Source organism: Vibrio sp. H11 (genome assembly GCF_004804295.1).
Lineage (GTDB): Bacteria > Pseudomonadota > Gammaproteobacteria > Enterobacterales > Vibrionaceae > Vibrio > Vibrio ostreae.
The window spans coordinates 1-22,460 of record NZ_SSHN01000015.1 but is presented as its reverse complement, the minus strand read 5'-3'; the positions used below and the strand labels follow the sequence as shown (position 1 = coordinate 22,460).

Annotated in this window: 20 protein-coding genes; 14 read left to right on the top strand and 6 right to left on the bottom strand. The window is 42.6% G+C overall.

The genetic code is table 11. The features are described from left to right. Window positions 1-5: 5 nt before the first annotated feature. Complete coding sequence (ugpC, locus tag E6C74_RS18205; protein ID WP_136487479.1) at window positions 6-1,109, bottom strand: sn-glycerol-3-phosphate ABC transporter ATP-binding protein UgpC; 1,104 nt, start codon at window positions 1,107-1,109, stop codon at window positions 6-8. 223 nt (window positions 1,110-1,332) lie between these two features. On the opposite strand from ugpC, the gene E6C74_RS18200 reads away from it, so the two are divergent. The 6 genes from E6C74_RS18200 to lamB all read left to right on the top strand — a co-directional run bounded on the left by E6C74_RS18200 (window position 1,333) and on the right by lamB (window position 9,517). Beyond that, on the top strand, window positions 1,333-2,571 hold the full coding sequence (locus tag E6C74_RS18200; RefSeq protein WP_136487478.1) for an extracellular solute-binding protein: 1,239 nt from the start codon (window positions 1,333-1,335) through the stop codon (window positions 2,569-2,571). A gap of 92 nt (window positions 2,572-2,663) precedes the next feature. Next, on the top strand, window positions 2,664-3,968 hold the full coding sequence (locus E6C74_RS18195; RefSeq protein ID WP_136487550.1) for a sugar ABC transporter permease: 1,305 nt from the start codon (window positions 2,664-2,666) through the stop codon (window positions 3,966-3,968). Between the two features lie 3 nt (window positions 3,969-3,971). Further along, window positions 3,972-4,814, top strand: a complete 843-nt coding sequence (locus tag E6C74_RS18190; RefSeq protein ID WP_136487477.1) for a sugar ABC transporter permease — start codon at window positions 3,972-3,974, stop codon at window positions 4,812-4,814. 16 nt (window positions 4,815-4,830) lie between these two features. Then, window positions 4,831-6,063, top strand: coding sequence for a glycosyl hydrolase 53 family protein (locus tag E6C74_RS18185; RefSeq protein ID WP_136487476.1), 1,233 nt, complete (start codon window positions 4,831-4,833; stop codon window positions 6,061-6,063). Then, on the top strand, window positions 6,063-8,132 hold the full coding sequence (locus E6C74_RS18180; protein WP_136487475.1) for a beta-galactosidase: 2,070 nt from the start codon (window positions 6,063-6,065) through the stop codon (window positions 8,130-8,132). The genes E6C74_RS18185 and E6C74_RS18180 overlap by 1 nt, the downstream gene beginning before the upstream one ends. Window positions 8,133-8,275: 143 nt before the next feature. Next, window positions 8,276-9,517 carry a maltoporin LamB gene (gene lamB, locus E6C74_RS18175; protein ID WP_136487474.1) on the top strand — a complete coding sequence of 414 codons (1,242 nt, stop codon included), beginning with the start codon at window positions 8,276-8,278 and terminating at the stop codon, window positions 9,515-9,517. Between the two features lie 104 nt (window positions 9,518-9,621). On the opposite strand, the gene mrcB is transcribed toward lamB, so the two are convergent. The 4 genes from mrcB to E6C74_RS18155 form a co-directional block, all read right to left on the bottom strand. Continuing rightward, entirely contained in the window at window positions 9,622-11,964 is a 2,343-nt protein-coding gene (mrcB, locus tag E6C74_RS18170) for a penicillin-binding protein 1B (protein ID WP_136487473.1), read from the bottom strand. 153 nt (window positions 11,965-12,117) lie between these two features. Further along, on the bottom strand, window positions 12,118-13,155 hold the full coding sequence (locus E6C74_RS18165; protein ID WP_136487472.1) for a GTP-binding protein: 1,038 nt from the start codon (window positions 13,153-13,155) through the stop codon (window positions 12,118-12,120). Between the two features lie 236 nt (window positions 13,156-13,391). Beyond that, window positions 13,392-13,985 carry an undecaprenyl-diphosphatase gene (locus E6C74_RS18160; protein ID WP_136487471.1) on the bottom strand — a complete coding sequence of 198 codons (594 nt, stop codon included), beginning with the start codon at window positions 13,983-13,985 and terminating at the stop codon, window positions 13,392-13,394. A gap of 358 nt (window positions 13,986-14,343) precedes the next feature. Continuing rightward, complete coding sequence (locus E6C74_RS18155; RefSeq protein WP_136487470.1) at window positions 14,344-15,318, bottom strand: integron integrase; 975 nt, start codon at window positions 15,316-15,318, stop codon at window positions 14,344-14,346. A gap of 227 nt (window positions 15,319-15,545) precedes the next feature. Here E6C74_RS18155 and E6C74_RS18150 point away from each other — a divergent pair, with 227 nt between their 5' ends. The 8 genes from E6C74_RS18150 (at window position 15,546) to E6C74_RS18115 (ending at window position 21,726) form a co-directional block, all read left to right on the top strand. After that, on the top strand, window positions 15,546-16,619 hold the full coding sequence (locus E6C74_RS18150) for a hypothetical protein (RefSeq protein WP_136487469.1): 1,074 nt from the start codon (window positions 15,546-15,548) through the stop codon (window positions 16,617-16,619). A 102-nt stretch (window positions 16,620-16,721) separates the two neighbouring features. Next, window positions 16,722-17,036, top strand: coding sequence for a hypothetical protein (locus tag E6C74_RS18145; RefSeq protein WP_136487468.1), 315 nt, complete (start codon window positions 16,722-16,724; stop codon window positions 17,034-17,036). A gap of 129 nt (window positions 17,037-17,165) precedes the next feature. After that, window positions 17,166-17,783, top strand: a complete 618-nt coding sequence (locus E6C74_RS18140) for an SMI1/KNR4 family protein (RefSeq protein ID WP_136487467.1) — start codon at window positions 17,166-17,168, stop codon at window positions 17,781-17,783. Window positions 17,784-17,910: 127 nt separating this feature from the next. Then, window positions 17,911-18,747 (top strand): hypothetical protein, encoded by an 837-nt coding sequence (locus E6C74_RS18135; RefSeq protein ID WP_136487466.1) that lies wholly within the window; start codon window positions 17,911-17,913, stop codon window positions 18,745-18,747. 137 nt (window positions 18,748-18,884) lie between these two features. After that, complete coding sequence (locus tag E6C74_RS18130) at window positions 18,885-19,193, top strand: hypothetical protein (protein ID WP_136487465.1); 309 nt, start codon at window positions 18,885-18,887, stop codon at window positions 19,191-19,193. 71 nt (window positions 19,194-19,264) lie between these two features. Further along, window positions 19,265-20,023 (top strand): hypothetical protein, encoded by a 759-nt coding sequence (locus E6C74_RS18125; RefSeq protein WP_136487464.1) that lies wholly within the window; start codon window positions 19,265-19,267, stop codon window positions 20,021-20,023. A 79-nt stretch (window positions 20,024-20,102) separates the two neighbouring features. Further along, window positions 20,103-21,011 (top strand): DUF4365 domain-containing protein, encoded by a 909-nt coding sequence (locus E6C74_RS18120; RefSeq protein WP_136487463.1) that lies wholly within the window; start codon window positions 20,103-20,105, stop codon window positions 21,009-21,011. Window positions 21,012-21,114: 103 nt separating this feature from the next. Then, window positions 21,115-21,726, top strand: a complete 612-nt coding sequence (locus E6C74_RS18115) for a hypothetical protein (RefSeq protein WP_136487462.1) — start codon at window positions 21,115-21,117, stop codon at window positions 21,724-21,726. Window positions 21,727-21,853: 127 nt separating this feature from the next. On the opposite strand, the gene E6C74_RS18110 is transcribed toward E6C74_RS18115, so the two are convergent. Beyond that, on the bottom strand, window positions 21,854-22,460 hold a 607-nt coding region (locus E6C74_RS18110; RefSeq protein WP_136487461.1), incomplete at its 5' end, for an IS3 family transposase.

The following is a 22,460-nucleotide window of genomic DNA, read 5'->3' as shown; positions in this document are numbered from 1 at the left end:
TCCAACTAGTGTAAGGAATCAACCTGAGTAAAATTGATAGCTTCTCCGCTGGCTTCAAACAGATGCAATGCTGATGGAGATGCAAACAAAGGCATAATATCACCCGGTCTAACTAGAGTATCACCATGCTGAAGGTATTTGAAATCGTCTATACCACCACATTGACCGAAGACATAAGTCATGCCACCAAGTCGTTCAATGACTTCGCATTGGAAGTTTAACTTAACAATATTCAGCTCTGTGGAAAGGTGTTCCGGGCGAATCCCGATGGTTAAGCTTGTACCGATTTGCAAAGATTCAGTTTTTATCGGTAGTGTTAATGAATCCCCCACATGAGGTTTCACGGTTAAGCTTAATTCATCCCAATGTTCGACCTTGCAATCAATGAAGTTCATTTTTGGAGAGCCAATAAAACCCGCAACGAATTTGTTTTTTGGGTGTTGGTAAAGGTTCATTGGTGAGCCAACTTGTTCTACTTTTCCGTCTCTCAATACCACGATTTTATCGGCGAGAGTCATTGCCTCTACTTGGTCATGGGTAACGTAAACCATGGTTGAGCGTAAGTCCTGATGCAATTTTGCTATATGCAGACGCATGTCGACACGTAATTCAGCATCAAGGTTAGAAAGAGGTTCATCAAACAGAAACACCTTAGGATCTCGGACAATCGCGCGGCCAATGGCAACGCGCTGACGTTGGCCTCCCGATAGTTGGGCGGGTTTTCTATCGAGTAGATGTTCCAGTTGCAATGCTTTACTGACTAACTTGACCTTTGACTGACGCTCAGGTTTTGGCACCTTATTCACTTTTAACGAGTAACCCATATTTTCGGCTACGGTCATATGGGGATATAGAGCATAAGATTGGAAGACCATCGCCACACCACGTTCAGAAGGTGGCGTGTCATTGACAATATTTCCCGCAATAGAAATGGTACCATCACTGATATCTTCCAGGCCCGCGATCATTCTTAATAATGTTGACTTACCACAGCCTGATGGGCCGACAAACACAACAAATTCACCTTCTTCAATAGACAAATTGACATCATGGATAGTTTGATTGTCACCGAAGCGCTTAACTACGTTAGATAGCAGAATAGAAGACATTTTGTTTTCCTTATTATCAGATAAAATTTTAGTAATCGCTGTGATCAGATTCTTTGTTATTTAGTAAATTTTATTTATACATGTTTGGGTTATCACAATCTTTACTACATACAGTGATTTAAATCACATCTGTAGATAACCTTTGTAGGAAAAAATAACACAATACAGCATATTTGCACCATAAATTTTATTTCTGCTAATAAAAAATAAGGTGTGATTTTTCATGGATAGTAAAAAATTTAGTAAAAAAATAAATCTTATTTCTGCCACTGTTGCCCTGTTTTGTTCACCATTAACCTTCGCACAGCAATCGCTATTGGTTTGGGAAGATATTCAAAAATCCTTTGGTAATGAAGAAGCCGTTGCAGCGTTTGAAAAAGAACATGATGTCAAAATTAATGTCGTTGAAATGCCTTACGGTGGGCAAGTCGAATCTCTCCGAATGGATGGACCGGCTGGCACTGGTCCGGACGTAATACTTATTCCACATGACCAGATTGGCGGTGCCGTGATACAGGGTTTGCTCGCGCCAATTACTGAAAGTGAAAACGTAGTGGATACATTCAGTGAGTCTTCGATAGAGGCGTTAACTTATAATGGTGTACTGTATGGTTTACCAAAATCAGTGGAAACACTGTTTATGGTTTACAACAAAGATATGATTGATAAATTGCCTGAAACACTGGATGAAATATACGAACTTTCCAAGAGTTTCCGGGCAGAAGGTAAATATGGCCTATTGGCGAAATGGGATGAGCTTTATTATACCTATGGGATCCTCAGTGGTATGGGTGGTGATGTCTTCGCCAAGAAAGAAGATGGGTCTTATAACTCAAATAAAGTATTGCTCAACGAGTCAGGGGCAATCGAAGGTGCTAAATATATCCAGAAGTTTTATCAGTCAAAAGTATTTCCGGCAGGTATTGTTGGAAATAATGGCCTAAATGCCATCGATTCGTTGTTTACTTCAAGTAAAGCTGCAATTGTACAGACAGGTCCATGGTCACTTCAGCCATATAAAGAAGCGGGCATTAATTATGGTGTAGCCCCACTACCCAAACTGCCTTCAGGTAAACATATGGGCGCATTCATGGGAGTGAAAAGCTACAGCATTTCTACTTTCTCTCAGAATAAACCTCTGGCTCAAGAATTTATCGAATTCATCAACAATTATAATAATGCCAAACGCCGTTTTGAATTGACCGGTGAGGTTCCTGCTGTAAAGGCTCTCATCGATGATCCTGTGATTAAAAATGATCCTGGTGCACGAGCTGTGGCTATGCAATCTATCTATTCAACCTCTATGCCATCTATTCCTGAAATGAATGAGGTTTGGGGGCCGGCTAATAGCGCATTACAACTCATTGCAACTAATAAACAAGATCCGAAAAGTGCATTAGATGCGGCGGTTGCTAGTATCAATATGCAAATCGAGGCAAACCACGCAATGATGGGCCAATAATCGATTGAGATTACTATGTATTGGTCGTCTCCCCCGTTTTTATTTTCGCGGGGGACATTAACATGATGGTCTCTTGTAAGGAGTTGTAAGTGATGTCTGATATGAGTGGACACATAGAACCTGGAGTAGGCTTCTACCGTTCCCAGAGGTTTATGGCCATGCTTTGCGCTTTGATACCTGGTATGGGGCAGTTTTATAACCGCCAGTTTGCCAAGGGATTACTGTTCTTTGTGCTTTTGATGAGCTTTTATGGTGTTAGCCGAGAATTTATTTTGCATGGAATGTGGGGGATTACCACACTAGGGGAAAACTTACCTGAGGACAATTCTGTCTTTCTATTAGCAAAAGGTGTTATCGCACTATTAGTGTTGTTATTTGGGTTGACACTTTACGGATTGAGTTTCTTTGATGCGTATAAAAATGGCTTAAGAATTGATGAAGGCCGACCGCTTAATTCAATTCGTATTCAATACCGGAATGTTATAAATGCAGGATTTCCGTATTTGATGATAAGTCCCGGATTTATACTGCTTGTTTTTGTTGTTGTATTCCCGATCATTTTTGGTTTTGCTATTGGATTTACAAATTATAATTTATATAACTCGCCGCCAGCAAAGTTGGTAGATTGGGTCGGTCTCAAGAATTTTTTTAATATTTTTCAGATAAATCTCTGGAGAAATACATTTTTCGATGTCTTGCAATGGACGATAGTCTGGACGCTGTTGGCCTCGACCTTACAGTGTGCCGTGGGAGTACTTTTGGCGGTTTTGGTCAATCAGAAAGATCTTAAGTTTAAACCGTTAGTTAGAACAATATTTATTTTGCCATGGGCAGTGCCTGGCTTTGTTACCATTCTTATATTTACCGGTATGTTCAACGATAGCTTTGGCGTCATTAATAATGTCATTTTGGATTTTTTTGGTATCGAGCCAAAAGCTTGGTTAACCGATCCTTTCTGGACTAAAGTTGCGTTAATTTTGATTCAAACGTGGTTAGGTTTTCCATTTGTATTTGCAATGACGACTGGTGTACTACAAGCGATACCGGATGATTTATATGAAGCCGCCACTATGGATGGTGCAAGTAAGATTCAGCAATTAAGGACAATAACATTACCATTAGTTTTCTACTCAATTGCACCTATTCTTATTACTCAGTACACATTCAATTTTAACAACTTTAATATTATTTATCTTTTTAATAATGGTGGTCCTGCGGTAATCGGGGGTAATGCAGGAGGAACGGATATCTTGGTGTCGTGGATTTATAAACTGACGATGTCATCATCTCAATACAGTATTGCCTCTGCCATCACTTTATTATTATCAATATTTGTAGTAGGGATAGCTCTGTGGCAGTTCCGTATGACGAACTCATTCAAAGAAGAGGCAAGATAGTTTATGAGTATTAAACGTCGTAATCGAATTCGATTGGCACTAAGTTATTCTCTGATTCTAATTGTTTCTATTATTATAATTTATCCACTTATCTGGACGGTTGGGGCTTCTTTTTATCCGGGTAACAGTATTATGGGTGAATCAATTTTTCCTGATAAACCGACCTGGAGTCATTATGCAACTCTTTTTGCTAATGACAAAGTTGCTTATTTAACTTGGTTTTGGAATAGCATGAAAATCAGTTTCTTAACCATGGTGTTGACATTGTTTAGTGTGTCTTGCACTTCCTATGCGTTTTCTCGATTTCGCTTCAGAGGTAGAAAAAATGGTCTGATGTTGTTTCTTTTACTTCAGATGATTCCACAGTTTTCCGCTTTGATTGCTATTTTTGTACTTGCTCAGATGTTGGGGCTAATCAATAGCCATCTGGCTTTAGTCTTAGTTTACGTTGGCGGAATGATACCTATGAATACGTACTTAATGAAAGGCTACCTGGATGCTATCCCTATTGATCTGGATGAATCAGCAAAGATGGATGGGGCAAGTAATATAAGGATCTTTATTGAAATAATATTACCAATTTCCAAGCCAATTATAGCAGTAGTAGCATTATTCTCTTTCACGGGACCTTTGGGAGATTTTATTCTTGCAACGACAATATTAAGAACTCCAGAAAATTACACCCTTCCTATTGGGTTATATAACCTTGTGGTTGAAAAAATGGGAGCTAGTTATACCACTTATGCTGCAGGTGCTGTAATTATTTCTATTCCCGTTGCATTGCTTTATTTATCACTACAAAAATATTTCGTGTCAGGTTTAACCGCTGGTAGTACGAAAGGCTAATTTCAGAGAGAACGATATGGATACTAAATTTATAATTGCATTAATTGGTGCAGTACTGGCTATTGCTGGCTGTCAGTCTTCCAGCCAAATTAAGTCAAACACTGCAAAGGTAGGATTGATCAATGAAGATATTTCTATCAGCGCTCCTAAACTGAGAGATGATTTTATTAAGGGTATGGATATCTCGATGTTACCAGAAATTGAGTTACTGGGGGGAAAGTACTTCGAAAACGGCCATCAGGAAGATTTACTTAAAATCTTGAAGGAACATGGAGTCAACTCAATTCGAGCCAGAGTATGGGTGAATCCTGAATCTGAAAAGGGCATCCAATACGGAGGTGGTAATAACACTTTGCAGCGTTCGATTGAACTGGGCCAGAGAGCCAAAGCTTTAGGAATGAGTTTCCTGCTGGATATTCATTACAGCGATTTTTGGTCTGATCCTAAAAAACAAAAAAAGCCTAAATCCTGGGATAGTCTTAATTTTGAACAACTGAGTAGCAAAGTTTATCAGTACACGTCGGAAGTTATGCAGGCCCATATCAGCGCCGGTGTAATTCCGGATATGGTTCAGGTTGGTAATGAACTTAATGGTGGAATGCTTTGGCCGGATGGAAAAAGTTGGGGACAGGATGGGCATGAATTCGACCGACTTTCAGTGCTGCTAACATCGGGAATTAGAGCCGTACGTGAGAATAGCGCCGGCCAAGAGATTAAGGTCATGCTACACCTGGCGGAAGCGGGAGATAACGGTTTATTTCGTTGGTGGTTTGATGAAATTACCAAGCGCAATGTTGAGTTTGACGTCATAGGCATGTCTTATTATCCGTGGTGGCACGGGCCTATTTCTAAAGTTAAAGCCAATATGACGGATGTTATCAATCGCTATCATAAACCCGTGATTATCGTTGAAACTGCATTTCCGTTTACCAGCGAAAATGGTGACGGATTATCTAACAGTTACTCTGAGTCAGGGCCAATCGACGGATATGACGTCAGTGTTGAAGGTCAGGCTCAATATTTATCCGACATGATGAAACTAGTTAATTCTTTACCTGAGAACAAAGGGTTGGGTATCTATTACTGGGAACCTGCCTGGTTACCTATCAATGGGGCAACTTGGTCAACGAAGGCTGGAATGGATTATAGCGGTGACTCTTGGGATATTGGTAATTCATGGGAGAACCAAGCGTTGTTTAACTTTGAAGGTAATGCTTTGCCATCATTAAACGTATTTAAAGGTAAGTAATGAAAAGCAAGAAATTGGTTATTCCCAAGATGAAAGGGCTGCTCCATGGAGCAGATTATAACCCGGAACAGTGGTTAGACCGACCAGATATCCTCGAAAAGGATATCGAGTTAATGAAGCAAACGAAATGTAATGTCATGTCAGTAGGCATATTCAGTTGGTCTGCACTTGAGCCATCAGAAGGTGAGTTTCACTTTGAATGGCTCGATCAGGTACTGGATAGCTTAGCGCAGCACGATATTTCTGTTTTCCTGGCAACGCCGAGTGGTGCACGTCCGGCTTGGTTATCACAACGTTATCCGGACGTTCTACGCGTCAATAGTCAACGAGTGAAACAGTTACATGGAGAGCGACATAACCATTGTTACAGTTCACCGAACTATCGCGCTAAAGTCACAGCCATTAATACGAAACTGGCTGAACGATATAGTCATCACCCAGCAGTTATCGGATGGCATGTATCAAATGAGTATGGTGGTGATTGTCACTGCCACTATTGCCAGCAAGAATTTCGGCTTTGGTTACAGGATAAATATCATACTTTAGAAAACCTTAATAAGCGTTGGTGGAGCTCATTTTGGAGCCATACCTATAGTGACTGGGAGCAAATTGAGTCCCCGTCGCCAATCGGTGAGAATTCAGTTCATGGATTAAAGCTGGATTGGAAGCGTTTCTGTACTGATCGAGTGGTTAATTTCTGTCAGCACGAGATTACCCCGTTGAAGGCCATCAATCCTGAGTTGCCGACGACTGCAAACTTTATGGAATATTTCTACGACTATAACTATTGGCAATTAGCTAAAGCTATCGATGTTATCTCCTGGGATAGTTATCCGTTGTGGCATCGGGACCATGATGAAGTGGCATTGGCCTGTTATACGGCGATGTATCACGATCTTATGCGCACGTTGAAACAGCAGCCGTTCCTGCTGATGGAATCGACACCAAGTCAAACTAACTGGCAACCGATTACTAAGTTAAAACGAGATGGTGTGCATTTGCTGTCTTCATTACAGGCAATCGCTCATGGTTCAGACTCGGTTCAATATTTTCAATGGCGAAAAAGCCGTGGTTCAGTGGAAAAATTTCATGGTGCGGTCGTCGACCATGTCGGTCACGCTGATACGCGCACAGGCCGAGAAGTTACAGCGCTAGGAGAGTATCTCAAGCAGATACATTCAGTGGCGGGATCTCAAATCAATTCGGATGTTGCCATTATTTTTGACTGGGAAAATCGCTGGGCATTGGATGATGCTTCTGGGCCACGTAACCAAGGTATGCATTATGAACAAACCGTTTGTGATCACTATCGTGGATTCTGGGAACAGGGAATTAATTGCGACATCATTGAGCAACTGAGTGACTTTACCCCTTATAAAATTGTGGTCGCGCCAATGCTATATCTGGTTAAACCCGGGGTAGCGGAACGTTTAAAAGCATTTGTTGAAAATGGCGGCATTCTCGTTGCCACCTATTGGAGCGGCATTGTTGATGAAAACGATCTTTGTTTCCTGGGTGGTTTTCCTGGCGGTGAGAATAGTCCGTTACGAGAGGTGCTTGGGATCTGGGCTGAAGAGATTGACTCTATGTATGATCATGAGCGGGTAGAATTTGCTATGACATCAACAGCTGAATTTCCTTTAGAGGGTGAGTTTGAAGCAAAGCACTTGATGGAACACATTCACCTGGAAACCGCGCAAGCTCTGGCATGCTACAGATCAGATATGTTTGAAGGTAAACCGGTGGTTACACGAAACACCTATGGTAAAGGGTGCAGCTATTATATCGCCGCTAGAACCGAACATGGCTTCAATAGCCAGTTTTATCAACAACTCGTTAGGTTGTCTGATATTAAACCGCTGGTTGATAACGTTCCGTATGGCCTTTCAATCAGTTTAAGGCAAGACGATGCCAATCGTTACTTGTTTATTATGAACTTTTGTAATGAAGTCCGTTGGTTTAATTGTCCTGATGGTGAATGGATTGACCAAGACAATAATAATTTATGTGGGGAGATAAAAATAAACCCATATCAAGTTGTGACAATAGTAAATAAGTTAAACCTGTAATAATACCAGCCCTAAATTTAAGGCTGGTAAACCTAATAAAAAGAATAAGAGAAATTATTTTCTCTGGGATGAGTATTGCCCGAATATCTGCGCGGGCAATATTTTCCACCAATAACCATTTATTAAAACAAAAGGAATTCACAATGAAGAAGACAACGCTGATCGTCGCAATACTCGCATCATTGATGGCAACACAAGTTTCGGCGGTAGATTTTTATGGTTACGTTCGCGCCGGGCTCGGAGCAAGTGCTGATGGCGGTGGCACGGAAGGAGGCGATGAATTCAACAAAACTAAACTGGGTCGCCTGGGTAACGAATACGATACCTATTCTGAGATAGGTCTGGGTCAGGAGTTATTCAATCAGGATGGACATTCAATGTATTTTGAAAGTATGTTTGAAATGTCATCAGATGGTAATCTTGAATCTGAGTCGACAAAAGACGATAGCGCTAACTTTGCCATTAAGCAGCTCAATATTCAGGCGAAAGGTTATATACCGGCATCCCCTGAGGCCGTTATTTGGGCTGGTAAGCGTTTTTATCAGCGTCACGATCTGCATATTATCGATACTAAATACTGGAACATTTCTGGTTACGGTGTCGGTATTGAAAATATTAAGTTAACCTCGGGAGCGATATCAGCAGCTGTGGTACGAGCGGATAGTGATGTTGATGACACAACAGGCGAGCTTAATACCTACTACATGGATTTACGCTACGCTGGATTTAGTCCTTGGGAAGGTGCATGGACAGAAGTCGGTGTTGACTATGCAATCGTCAATCCAACTGACGAACAGGAAGCCGCGACAGAAGATTTTGACGATGGTCTAATGGTGACCGCCGAGTTAAGTCAGAGTTTTTCATTAGGGTATAACAAGTTTGTTATGCAATATATGACGAGTGGTTTAGCACAGAATGCCATTTCGCAAGGTGGTGGTTGGTATGATTACTGGAGCGGTGATGTCAGCGATGCAAAGGCTTTCCGTTTTATCAGTACTGGTGATTTGAAGCTCAGTGACAGTATCGTTATCAATCATGTTCTGACTTATGGTAAAGCTCAGGACCATGGTGATTGGCTGGATAAAGAAGAAATGTTCTCTTTTGTCGCCCGCCCGACTTATAGCTGGTCATCTTATAACAAAACAATGTTAGAAGTTGGCTACTTTGATCAAGAGAAAACCTGGGATTCAGGCGTGAGTGAAAAATCTGGCGGGACTAAATTTACCATCGCCCACGCGCTGTCTACCGGTGAGGACTTCTTCGCTCGACCAGAGATTCGCTTCTACGCAAGCTATTTTAAAGACAACGAAAACGGCAACACATTCAATAGTGGTAAAAGTGATGACACGATTAACTATGGTGTACAAATTGAAGCCTGGTGGTAATCATGTTTAAGCAGGGTCTATCAGTTTGAACGTTCTATTTTAACCCTTAAAAAGCGGGCGGCTAAGTTTCTTAGATCGCCCGCTGCTCTATAAGACTTAAGAAATTAATTAAATAAACTTCTCAGGAATCCGCCAATCTGGCGACCGGCTTCGTTGATTTCGTTACCTAGATCGTTGAGGCCATCTTCCAGCGGTGTTAAGCAATCATCTTGCGACTCGCCGGAGATGTTCCACACTGGCAGGTTTATCTGGCCAAGACAGCTGCGCTGCAGGAAGCCATTTGCATCTGAGCGGTAGTCGGCAAATTCAATTTGATCGGGTTGCGGCGTGTCCAAAGAACGGTAACCGTTGCGTTTTAAGAAATCGGCGTAAATTCGCAGCGGACCACTCGAACCAGTCAGATTCACGGCTTGGTTGTCATCGCGCCCGACCCAGACGGTGACCACCTGGCTGTCATCAATGCCGGCATACCAACTGTCACGCCCCTGATCTGAGGTGCCGGTTTTTCCTGCCAGCTGTGTGCGCGAAGGGACAATAGTCTTCAGATAGCGCGCCGTACCTTGCTCGACGACCTGTGTCATGGCGTATTCGGTCAGCCAGGCGGCACGCTCATCCACCGTTTGCTCACCATCAGGCTGATAACGATACAGAACACTGCCATGCTCATCCAGTACCGCGCTTAAGGCATATAACGTCTGTCGTTTCCCCTGATTCCCTAGGGTCTGATACATCTGAGTGACTTCAAGCGGTGTCAGCGTCACAGCACCAAGCAGCATCGAAGGCAGTTGTGGCACCTGCTGCGAATCGATCCCCAGGGCGCTCAGGGTCTGAGTGACCCGCCCCAGGCCGAGAGCCATGCCGAGGTTCACAGTCGGAACGTTGTAAGAGTGGGCCAGTGCCTGATAAAGGGCAACCTGACCACGATATTGACGGTCATAATTGCGTGGTGACCATAGCTCATCATTTTCGCTACGAATACTGATCGGTCGGTCTGATAACGGAGTAGCCAGAGTGTAAACCTGTGGCTGCGATAGCGCAGTCAAATACACCGCCGGTTTAATCAACGATCCAATCTGACGTTCGGCGTGTAAGGCGCGGTTAAAACCGTGGTAGGTCGGGTTACGGCTGCCAATCATCGCACTGACTGCACCGCTGTGTTTGTCGGCAATAATCATTGCGGTTTCCAGCGACTGGCCGGTTTTTTTCTCCAGTTGAGGCATGATCTTATACACCGACTGCTCAGCATGCTGCTGGATATCAGGATCAAAGGTTGTAAACAGACGCAGACCGCGCCCGCTGTTATAGTCGATGCCGTGTTCCTGCAGTGATTGTTTCACATAATCAAAATAGGCCGGTTGCAGTGCATTTTCGTTGCCCTGTGCTCGCAGAGAGAGTGGCTTGTCGATGGCACGCTGGTAATCATCGGTTTCGAGTGAGCCGGTTTCGACCATCATTTTCAGTACCAGGTTGTGGCGCGCTTTGGCGCGCTCCGGATAGCGCCACGGGTTATAATATGAAGGTCCTTTGACCATCCCTACTAACAAAGCTTGCTGATCCAGGCGCAGTTCAGAAAGGGGCAGGGCAAAATAATGGCGTGCAGCGAGGGCAAAACCATGAATGGAATCATTGCCGTTCTGGCCCAGATAGACCTGGTTAAGATACGCATCCAACAACTGATCTTTGCTGTAACGATAATCCATAATAAGCGCGAGATAAGCTTCTTTGACTTTTCGGGTCAGGCTGCGCTCACGCGACAGAAACAGATTTTTGGCCAGTTGCTGGGTGAGGGTACTGCCGCCCTGCACATTATGCCCGGCGCTGATATTCGCCATAAATGCGCGAGCGATAGCCAGAGGTGAGATGCCATCATGCTGATAGAAATCACGATCTTCGGTGGCCAGCAGTGCGGCGACCAGTGTCTCGGGCATATCGTCTTTTGCCATATAGAGACGTTTTTCCGTGTTATCGTCGTCCAGCATGCCAAGGATTCTCGGCTCAAGCGACAGCAGGCCGATTGGATGACCGCTGGCTTCATCGCTCATGGAAGCTACCCCTTGTCCGGCAAAGCGAATCTTGACCTGCACCGCGGGTTGTTCACCATCTGGAAAAACAAACGGGCGGCGAATCAGACGGACAGTTCGCCCCGAGACACTGTATTCACCGCTGCTGACCGGATTGGCCACTTGACGATAGTGTAATTCGGCCAATTCTTTGAGTACGATTTGCTGGCTGACCGGACTATCGGGACTCAGGATCAGCGGACGGGCATAGACTACATTTGGCAACTGCCACATCTGACCTTCAAACTTATCTTTAACCAGGTTGTTAAATTGAATTCCGGTATAAATCGCGGCTAAAAGCAACACAACCGTCAGCGCGCAAACAAGTTGCGTGATGCGGCGTAACCAAGGGGATTTGATCGGTGGAGATGAACGTCTTCTAGGCATGGGCAGGTACAGGTTTCACTCAGAAATATCTGTCGCGAAGCCTAGCCGCTTGGTGGCGGATTTGTGTCAATGATAGGTAAACAGTCGTTATCTTATTATTACTTTTGACACTAATTCAGAGGCCCAGCGCGTTCAGGACGCGCTGGGTGGCGCTTAACCTTTAATCTGGCACGCCAACATAGCGCGCTCGATCTGCTGCCAGTCTAATTCCCGGGTAGTGATGATTTCGATACGGCTGTCGCGGCGATAGGCGACTTTATCGAAGTCGTGCTCGTCATTAACCCGGTTATAGAAGACCCAGGCGTTACCGATGCGGATCACCCCTTTGATACGTTGCACATCGGTCAGGCCGGTTAATATCTCTTCCAGCGCCCAGTAGTCAAAGCAATCGTCGCGGTGGAACAGCCAGCCGCAGCTGTATAAACCGCTGCCGTGACCGGTTTTACGCACCGGTTTACCCGGTTCAGGAACAGTCTCATGACGATGTTCGTGGGCGTGCTCGTGGTGATGGTCATGATGTTCGTGTTCATGATCATGACTGTGAGCATGAGCATCCGGGAACTGCGCTTTGAGCTGACCATTGCGCACCAGATCGAGCAGAGCAGGTTCAATCCTGCCGCGAATTGTCCGGCCCAGATGCTGTTTCGGCGGAAACATATTCCCTAAGCTACTTTCTGCCAATTCAATTTGCTGCTCTTCTGCCAAATCGCACTTGTTGATCAGAACCACATCGGCCAGGTTAAGCTGATCGTGGAAAATCGGATTGCTGAGGACTTCCTCCTGCGCCAGACAGCGCGGGTCGAGCAGGCAAACCGTAGCGCGCAGATCCAGCACGTTTTTAAACCCCGGTCCCATCAGTGTGTCGATGATACCTTCCGGGTGGCCGATACCGGTCGGTTCAATGATCAGACGATCAGGATTGGCGTGTTCGATTAAAGCTCGCACAGTCTGACCCAGCGAGGCGCCAAGTGAACAACAAATGCAGCCACCGGCTAACTCTTTAATATGCAAACCCTCTTCGGTTGGCATCATCTCCTGGTCAATCCCTACCTGACCAAATTCATTGACCAGCACAGCCCAAGATTCACCTTGCGGCTTTTTCGCCAGCAGGGCGTTGATGGTGGTGGTTTTTCCGACCCCAAGAAATCCGGTGATGATATTGGTCGGGATAGTGTTTGCTTGTTCATTCATAGTGATTTTTGCTCACGTCCAGGGCTTGAGTTGCAGCGATGCGAAGTTGTTATTCTGATTTAGTGTTACAACATAACAATATTGCGCGGGGTCTGGCAACTTAAACTGGTTGGATATCAAGGGCAGAGACTCTGAAACCAGGTGAAAGAGCAGGCTTTTGCCGTCAGGAACAACAAAAGCCTGTGGGGGGATGTGTCGATAAATTTAAAATGGCAGTTAGTATTTGCGCGGTAAGCTTACAAAGCAGACTTCTTCATTCTGACCAACCAGCCAGCGATGTGCTCACTTAACTCAATCATCAAGTTCACCAACCCTGCAAACTGAGTGGCTAAATACTGCTTGAATAGCAATGCAGTCAGCGCGCTAATCAGGTATCCACCCAAGATATCGAAAGGATAGTGCACGCCGACGAAAACCCGCGCCCATCCGGTGCTTAACGACAAGGCTAAAAGCACCAGCCCTAACTTGCGCAAGGATTTTTCGAAGGACAGATAGAAAGCAACACTGGCGAACAAAGTGATGTGATCACTGGGAAATGAAGAATCACTGGCATGACTGATCAGCTTGATGCCTAAATGATCGACAAACGGGCGGTTGTGATACCAGACAAGTGAAATGGCATAGTTTATCGCCAGCGCCAATACGGTCGTTAACCCGGCGTTAAATGCCACCGTTTTAGCGTGTTTATCGCGCATCCAGAGCAGCGCCAGGCACAATGGGATGAGAAAAACCGGCAGTTCTGCACACAGTTTTGCGACTTGCAACAGCGCAGGACTGGGTTGATGAGAAGGGTTAATCAGCAGAAATAGCCAGTGGTTTAAGGATTCCATAACAAACTCGTTGAATATCTAATGAAAACTTTTAAGCAAAGCTACGCAACGAAACTTAAGAAACGCTTAAGGGACTGAATCAATGAGGTTTTTCAATCCAGGCATACTCGAGTCGGAACCACCTCAAGCGGATGTTGGTAACGATAATACATAAACGCAAAGTGCCAGGTTCATCTAAGCCTTCTCCTTTGGCGTTCGCCTCTGTTAGCAGTATTCTCCAACGTAAATTATCACGCCGACTGCCTTTTCTTTGATATTGCCGTAGGAATGAGGTCGGTAATTTGATATAAACTTATGCATTCTGTTGTCATTCATCGACTTTGCTATCGACAAGGTATGGCGGTAGCGTTTCTGAAATTCAGGGTTCAGAGAACAACGCAGATAAAGGGCTTTTCACGCCTGCGGCTCCGCGATCAATGACATGGGTATAAATTTGTGTCGTTCTCACATCGCTGTGGCCCAATTGTTCCTGCACTGTGCGGATATCGGCTCCACTTTCTAATAGATGAGTTGCGAATGAATGGCGCAGAGTATGACAAGAAATTGACTTGTTTAACTTAAGTTTATACTGAGACCTCGTGATCATTTTTTGAAGAGAGGTCTCGTGAATATGATGGCGATACCAACCTTCATTGAGTCCATATTGAGTAAGATACCGAGCAGGGAAAAGAAACTGCCAACCCAATGATTTATCAGCGTTGGGACATTTCTCTTTCAAACGAGTGGGTAAGTTAACACCTTCATAAAGCGGATTTTGTAGATCGAGCTGGTGGAGTTGACGGACAATTTGAATTTGTTGATGTAAAGCAGGATATAGCTCTTTTGCCAAAGTAACCACGCGGTTTTTTCCACCTTTGCTTTGCCAAATTCGCAGCGCGCCATAATCAAAATCGATATCTTTAACGCGCAAGCGAACGGTTTCCATCAAACGGAAGCCAGAGCCATACATCAACTGATAAGGCAGCAAAGATTGAGACGGTATAGCATCGAATAATAGCTTCACTTCTCGTGGAGTAAGAACAACGGGTAACTTCTTGTGTTTGTTTGACTTTCTGAAACGCAAATCCATATCAAGGGGTTGTTGGAGATACTCTTTATAAAGAAAAACCAATGCGTTTAACGCAATATTTTGCGTCGAAGCCGAAGCATGTAGCTGGGAGACGAGAAATGTCAAAAATGTCTCAACATCGGCATTGGTTAGTTTACTCGGGTGCTGATTCCGATGAAAACGGATGTACTGAACTATCCAGTACCGATACGTTTGAATGGTTTTACGGGCGTAATGTCGCGCCAACATGAACTCTTGTAGACTCGTCAAAAAGGGCGATTTCATACAAACACCAATGCTGTTTAAATGTACAGTTATTGTAAGTGATGCCTGTGGATAGATTAAACAGACAATGTCGGTATTTTGTGATCCCAAAAGCGTAAAATCCTACTTCTCTCATACTGGCGCCCTAATGGTGAAAGGAAAGTGGCGAGAAAAGTACATCAAATATAGATAGACAAGAAAATACAGACATTGTCTGTCTAAGAACTGTTAGGCTAAAAGGATCAACAATGAGAAATAATGCACTTTACTTTCCTTATATTTCGATTCCGGAAAGTCAATGGACAATAAAAACTCTACTTTATTGGGACAAGTTGAGCGCCATAGTTCCTATGGATCATATTGATAACCCAGAACAACTAAGTCCGTTCATGAGAGCTTTATTGGAAAGGGATTTAGCTGTGCAAATATTTCCGTCACAATACTTATATGAGATTCCTCAGTTTGAACAGAGTTTTATTAGATATTTAGAGCCTAAGGTTAGGGCGTATAGAAATACGCCAATACGAAGATTTTCTTACGCTGGTCGAATGCATGCAGAAAAATTCGGCTCTCATATCCATCAGGAAAAAATGATGCCAGTGACGGGTATTCATGTAGAAAAAATGGGAGAACTACCACAGTTTTTAGTAGAAGAGGGATTAGCCGACCAAGTGGATGGGACTTGGTTCAATGTGGATAGCAGAGTTGCCAATATGTTTATGGCTTACTTAGCTATATGCTTAGGTGCTCTCAACACTGTAAGTGCTGCTCCTATTACGAGTGAAGGAAAGTACTCAAACTTTCTTGGTCACAACCTTTTTCGACAACGAGGTGGTAGATTTAATCATCACCAAAAGGCACAGGATGTTGTGATAAACAATATCTTACCGACCCCTACTGGGGCCATTGATTTGGATGTACTAGCTAAGTTTAAAATGGAGCATGGACACCTTCTACCTAGATTGCGACAGAAGGTCGAAAGTGAAACGGCCTATATTGCGCTCCTTGAAAATGCAGATGATCGATTAGATGCGACTAATGACTTTATTAGGCGTTGTAAAGAAGACACTGATGAAATCATTGATGCAATGAAGCCATCATGGTCAAAGGTTATGTTTGGCTCTATAGCCCCTTTATTCGGGTCGGGATTAGCTATGGTAGCTGCTGAAACTGGAAATAAAGCTGCCTATACAGGAGCAGGGCTCTCCTTTGCTGCCACAGCATACCAAGCTTTAAATAGCATTCGCGCCGAGAGGAAAAGAGCGGAAGCATTACCATTAGCATATATTGCCCACCTTAGAATGCGCGCGGATTTTGCCTAACAATGCGCTTCAATAGACCTCGCAATGTCACGCATTTTGCGAAGCAAAATGACGCGCCGGAGCTCGGCTACTGAGCTTAGCGTTATGTGGTCAAGGAAAGATATGAGTTGCGATAAGTGCCAGGGTATAAAAAAGGTTATTAAAGTTCCAAGAGATCTTACGGAAGCAATCCTTTTGGCTAGGCTTAAAATCGAAGATGGAACTTTAAAATATCTTGGAGCAGGTTCTTATGGTGATCCATTTAAACGTATAGCTTCAGGCAAAGGTTGGAGTGACTTCGTAAACAACTATTTCTCATGTACCTATTGCAACCAAATTTTCAATCTGCACGCAGAAACATATCATGGTAGCGGTGGTAAGTTAGAGGCAGTAGAAGAAGTTCAAGGCGAGTTAAGCAATGATGTATATCCCACATAACAAGCGCCTTATGTTGCTCGTAAACTCGCTGGGACAAATTTTCGCGGGCTTTTCGCTTTGCTCAAGTTTAGCCCACTCAATTTGCCCCATAGGCGGGCGTTAGGCCCTAAAGAACACGGATATCGTTCCATGAAATATAGAAACTTACTCATTGAAGATACTAATCAGCAGGCTACTGATGCTGAGATAATGTCTATCGAAAATGAGTTGGGGACGAGTCTTCCAAATGATTATAAGAAGTTCCTGAAATCATGTAATGGAGGCTATCTCGAATACGACATTTTAATCAATTTCGAGAACGAAAAGTCAGAATATCTATGCTTCTCTAGTCTATACAGGGCAAGTAAAGATGATGATTGGGAGTGCAACCCTTTCGAATTGAGGCAGGCTAGAAAACAAGAAGGATTCCCTGAAACTGGAGTTATCCCAATCGCAAGAGATGGTGGCTCGAGCATGCTTTATCTTGATATGAGAGAAGGATGTAAGGTCGTTGCATTCGTGCAAGGGCTTCCTGAATGGACAGGTTTACGCCAAGAAGATTCTCTTGTTGTAGTGGCTAACTCATTTGATGAGTATCTCGATAAATTAACCATTTCAGACGAAATGATCAAAGACCATATAGAGAACTTTGAGATTACAGAGGATAGTGTAAATGCCACTATCGAGTGGTTTGATTCGATTGGGCTCGAATGGCGTGATAAATTCAGGGAGCAATGGAATGAAAGAGTCCCATTTAATCAAGTGTAATGGCCTAACAAGGCGCTGCAATAGACCTCGCAATGTCACGCATTTTGCAGAGAAAAATGACGCGCCAGTGCTCGGCTATTGAGCTTAGCGTTATGTGACCTAGGGTAGTTTGAGGAACCTTCAAAAAATGAAAATGGATATTACACCTGACAATTGGCCAGATCATTATTGGAATTACCTTGCTCAGCTAGAAGTTCATGCAATTGATAAAAATCACCACGCTTTAAAGCCTTGGGATGAACTTGCCGAAAAATGTATGAATCTAGCAATTAAAGCACCATTTTTAAAAGGTAAAGAAACTGGTAGTAAATCTCTTAAATTGGCTGCCGCTTTTCTAAAAAGAGTAATGAGTGATTTCAGAGGGGTTTGGTTGCTTATTAATTGGGGTTATCCTTATCAAGCTGCGTGTGTCGCGTCTTCTCTTTATGAAAATGCTCTTGTAGTAAATTGTATTAGCGGCAGAGATGATTTAGCCGAAGAAATTCTTGGCGATGAAAATGGTGATGTTCCATGGAAACCTCAAAGGCTATCCAAGATGGCTGCACAAAGAGATTTATTTGGTGAAATAAAAAATAATCCCCCAAGTGACAAAGACTTTGAACAAGCTTGGAAGCTTTGTTATCACAACTATAAACTTTTGTGCAAAATGAAGCATCCTACTCTGCAACAAATAAAAGACGAAACAAGTCACGCTACGAACAAACAAGGCCAGTTTGCTGTTATCCCTCTGCCAGATACTAGAGAAAGTTCTGTGGGTCTAAAGCAAATGATAATGGTAATTGCCATATCAAAGTTGTTTTCTGCGGCTAAGTGCTTCGCTCAGTCATCTAACTGTTCCGATGACGATGAGTTTCATCAAGAGTTTTATAATTTTGCTGCTGAAGTATACTCAGACTTGAAAAATCATATAAGTACGAGCGGTATCGGTAGCATTCCGATTAAAGCAACAGGGTTTAAGTTTTAAGCACATCGCCACATAACAAAGTGCTTAAATGGCGGACACAAAAAGCTTGGCTGTGCTCGTTCCTCGCATAGTTTAGCCAAGCATTTTGTGCCGTTTAGCACGGCGTTATATCACTAATCATAGTTATCGAGTTTCTAATGAATAAAGAGCAGATCGAGTTTAATAAAACTTTAAGTATGAATCGTAAAAATGCCAGTATCAAGTCTTGTATTTGGTCTGAGAATGATTGTGGTGGTAAAATTATTGATGCACATTCGATTCAACGAGGGAAAATTTTATCTGCTATTGCAGATAAAGGAAAAATATATCATTTGGGGATGCAACCATCTGATGACATGATGGAAATGGAAGCCATTTTTAAACCTGAAGGCATAAAAAAATTTAGTACTTTTACTGGTTTTTGCGGTGTACATGATAAAAAATCTTTCAGCCTATCGAAGATGTAACTTTCACCGAAACAGATGAACAGAAATACATATATGCTTACCGATCAGTAACTAAAGAGCTTCATGCTAATTTGGAGTCTGTTAAATTAAATGAGGCTCTACTTGGAGATAAGCTACATGAGCCTCCAACGCCTTCACATTTAACAATGACATTACCTGATATATTGAGTGGCTCATTGATTGTTCCTGATTACATTAAAGATATGATTGTCGATGGTGTAAAAAATGATTTTATCAGACAGAAGTGCAAGCACAGTAAAATGAATGCAGTAGAACTTAAGAGCATTAGTGATTTTATAAAAGATAAGTTGGTAAATAAAAATTACATTGGTCTTACACATAAATATTATAGTTTTGACGAAGAATATCCTGTTGCATGTAGCTCTTCTTTTATCCCGTATTTTGATTCTGAAGGAAAACGTATATTAACAAAAGAACAAGTATACTCATTGTCAAATAAAGCATCTGAGAATCCATCTGATTCTTTAAATGTGTTCCTGAATATATTCCCTGAAAACGGCAAAACACACGTATTGTTTAGCTTCTTCTCATGTAATAAAAATTTTTCTTTATCCTTGGAAGAGTTGTTTCAACAAGATGATTGTCACCTTAAAGTCTCCTTATCAAATATAATTCTCAATTATGTAGAAAATATTGCATTTAAACCTTCATATATTGAGGATTTATTTACAAAAGAAGAAAGAGAAAAAATAAAATTAGGATTTATGAATAATATGATTGACCCAAATGTTTTTACTAATGTGAATATAAGTCTATTTGTAAATCGTGATATAACAAGCGCTTTAAACGGAACAAAAACAGTTGGTTAGGTTCCGCTTCGCTCCACATTATAACCAACTATCTTTGTCCGCTTAAGCGAGCGTTAAGCAGCAGAGTATTTAGAAAGTTATGAGTAATAAAGATTTACTTGCTGATGAAGGTGTTTATTCAGTAGGAAGGGTATTCCAAAAGGAATTAAAGTGGATTTTTAGAGATCAGCCAAAGGCAGACCATGGGATTGATGCTCATGTAGAAGTTTGTAATGGCGGAATTCCAAGTGGTCAGCTTGTAGCTGTTCAAATAAAATCAGGTGAAAGCTTTTTTTCAGAAAGTTGTGACTCTGGATTCATATTCAGGTTTGGTGATTGGCATCATAAATACTGGTTGGGTCATTGCCTTCCTGTAATCATTGCTCTTTATAACCCTATTGATGAGCTGATTTTTTGGCAGGAAATTAGCAATGAGACCGTAGAGTCAACAGGAAAGAACTGGAAAATAACTATTCCTTATGAAAATTTGCTTAACCATAGATCTGGTATTGGTATCTCTCAGGCATCAATCTCTAATACAGGTGGTTATGAAAATATTGATCAATTTGAGTATTTTAGGGATTTGGGAGTTGTTCACGCAGAAAAAATGATTGCTCCTTTAATGAACTGTATAAGAAATACAAGAAAAGAAATATTGGTTTGTGCGCCATACATAGACTCTGACTTTCTAAGTGTATTAAATGTTCTATCGTACACTGAAAAAGTTAAGTTAATAACACGAATTGGATTGCAAGATCATATTGAAAGCACTATTCGATATCACAACAGCAGGAGTGACAATTTTTCTATTAAGCGGAACCCTCATGTTCATAGCAGGTTTGTCGTCATAGATAATAAATTTTCGTTTACGTCATCTATGAATTTTACTCAATCAGCATTTGATAAGAAAATTACTAACATGGAGTTGATATTTCCAACTACAGATGAAATAACGGTAAACCAATACGCTAGTAGTTTTAAATCCATTTGGGAAAAAAGTACTGCTTAACAAGACGTTCCAATTGACCTCGTACTGTCACGAATTTTGGTGCCCAAAATATCGCGCCAGCACTCGGCAAATGAACTTTGCGTTAGCCAATAGGAGGTTCCTGTTGATTTATCTGGAAAGGGAAGCATCTGAGCTTTATTTTGAGCTATCCCGATTTTACTTCCATGCTGATAAGCTCAGTTGGACTCATTACCTTGACAGAATGCTGGCACTTAAAAGTATGTGCGAGCCGAGCGATCCAGTCTTTGAACAAGCGAAAAGAATTCTCCTTGTCGAAGAATGGAATGACGATGAGGAGTGGCCTCTCGAAAATGATGAGGGTAATGGCGCTTCATCTGAATCAGGCTCGAATAACTCTGATGAAGGGGAAATCCAACCTGGCTTGAGAAGGGACAAGAAAGGTTACTTTCAGTTTCTCTCAAGAAAGAAGGGGTTAAATGACTGGGTCTTTCATCAATATGATCCTGATTTTCATCCGTCAATACCACATGGACACTTCAAGGGTATAAGTCAGCCCAAACTAGACTCCTATTTAGGCTGGGTGTATCAAGGCTCTAAACAAATAAGAAGACTAAGCAGAAACCTAATAGTTGATTTGTGGAATGATGAAGAATTTCGGAATTTTGCTCAAATTGCAATTGAGTGGTATATGCTCGAATTTCCAAGTTATAACTGGCGAGTAAACAATCCGCTAATGTTGCCGAGGCGTAGGTAATGGCTAACAAAGCGTTGCACCGGACAAGCCGGTGAACGCGGCGTTATAACTCAGAGGTGGCTATGTCAGAAAAATGGCATGAAATAGAGCAAATTTTAACTGATTTACTTGTGTAAAGCTCCCTTCATTAGTTACATCCATAATTAGAGGTTTCGGACTGTTCATGTTTCATCAAGTATTCCCATGGTGTCAGATCCTTGAGCGCATCATGGGGACGTTCTTCGTTATATTCTGTCATCCAGTTCTCAGTCAGCTCACGGACTTCGTTCAAGGTTTTGAAGACATACATGTTGAGAATTTCCGTTCGATAAGTCCGGTTGAATCTTTCAATAAAGGAATTCTGCGTGGGTTTTCCAGGTTTAATGAATTCCAGAGCGATACCATGCTCCTCTGCCCAACTAGCCAGAGTAACTGAGATGAATTCCGGACCGTTGTCCATACGTAGCTTATTGGGATAACCCCGCCAGGCAACCACACGTTCCAGTACCCTGACGACGCGCTGTGATGGCAGGTTCAGGTCAATTTCGATAGCGAGGGCCTCGCGATTAAAGTCGTCCACCAAGTTGAACGTACGGAATCGCCTACCGCATTGCAGGCTGTCACACATAAAATCCGTAGACCAGCAATGGTTTGCCTGAGCTGGAACAGCCAAAGGCTCAGGATTTCTCGATGGTAGCCGACGCTTACCACGACGACGCTTATTCAGCCTTAGTTCACAGTAAATCCGGTGCACG

Excerpts from the sequence above, each read along its gene's own strand:
- E6C74_RS18150 (WP_136487469.1), top strand. The coding sequence starts at position 15,546 with ATGAGAAATAATGCACTTTACTTTCCTTATATTTCGATTCCGGAAAGT.
- E6C74_RS18190 (WP_136487477.1), top strand. The coding sequence starts at position 3,972 with ATGAGTATTAAACGTCGTAATCGAATTCGATTGGCACTAAGTTATTCT.
- E6C74_RS18195 (WP_136487550.1), top strand. The coding sequence starts at position 2,664 with ATGTCTGATATGAGTGGACACATAGAACCTGGAGTAGGCTTCTACCGT.
- E6C74_RS18200 (WP_136487478.1), top strand. The coding sequence starts at position 1,333 with ATGGATAGTAAAAAATTTAGTAAAAAAATAAATCTTATTTCTGCCACT.
- E6C74_RS18140 (WP_136487467.1), top strand. The coding sequence starts at position 17,166 with ATGAAATATAGAAACTTACTCATTGAAGATACTAATCAGCAGGCTACT.
- E6C74_RS18135 (WP_136487466.1), top strand. The coding sequence starts at position 17,911 with ATGAAAATGGATATTACACCTGACAATTGGCCAGATCATTATTGGAAT.
- E6C74_RS18155 (WP_136487470.1), bottom strand. The coding sequence starts at position 15,318 with ATGAAATCGCCCTTTTTGACGAGTCTACAAGAGTTCATGTTGGCGCGA.
- lamB (WP_136487474.1), top strand. The coding sequence starts at position 8,276 with ATGAAGAAGACAACGCTGATCGTCGCAATACTCGCATCATTGATGGCA.
- mrcB (WP_136487473.1), bottom strand. The coding sequence starts at position 11,964 with ATGCCTAGAAGACGTTCATCTCCACCGATCAAATCCCCTTGGTTACGC.
- ugpC (WP_136487479.1), bottom strand. The coding sequence starts at position 1,109 with ATGTCTTCTATTCTGCTATCTAACGTAGTTAAGCGCTTCGGTGACAAT.
- E6C74_RS18165 (WP_136487472.1), bottom strand. The coding sequence starts at position 13,155 with ATGAATGAACAAGCAAACACTATCCCGACCAATATCATCACCGGATTT.
- E6C74_RS18145 (WP_136487468.1), top strand. The coding sequence starts at position 16,722 with ATGAGTTGCGATAAGTGCCAGGGTATAAAAAAGGTTATTAAAGTTCCA.
- E6C74_RS18160 (WP_136487471.1), bottom strand. The coding sequence starts at position 13,985 with ATGGAATCCTTAAACCACTGGCTATTTCTGCTGATTAACCCTTCTCAT.
- E6C74_RS18130 (WP_136487465.1), top strand. The coding sequence starts at position 18,885 with ATGAATAAAGAGCAGATCGAGTTTAATAAAACTTTAAGTATGAATCGT.
- E6C74_RS18120 (WP_136487463.1), top strand. The coding sequence starts at position 20,103 with ATGAGTAATAAAGATTTACTTGCTGATGAAGGTGTTTATTCAGTAGGA.
- E6C74_RS18185 (WP_136487476.1), top strand. The coding sequence starts at position 4,831 with ATGGATACTAAATTTATAATTGCATTAATTGGTGCAGTACTGGCTATT.
- E6C74_RS18180 (WP_136487475.1), top strand. The coding sequence starts at position 6,063 with ATGAAAAGCAAGAAATTGGTTATTCCCAAGATGAAAGGGCTGCTCCAT.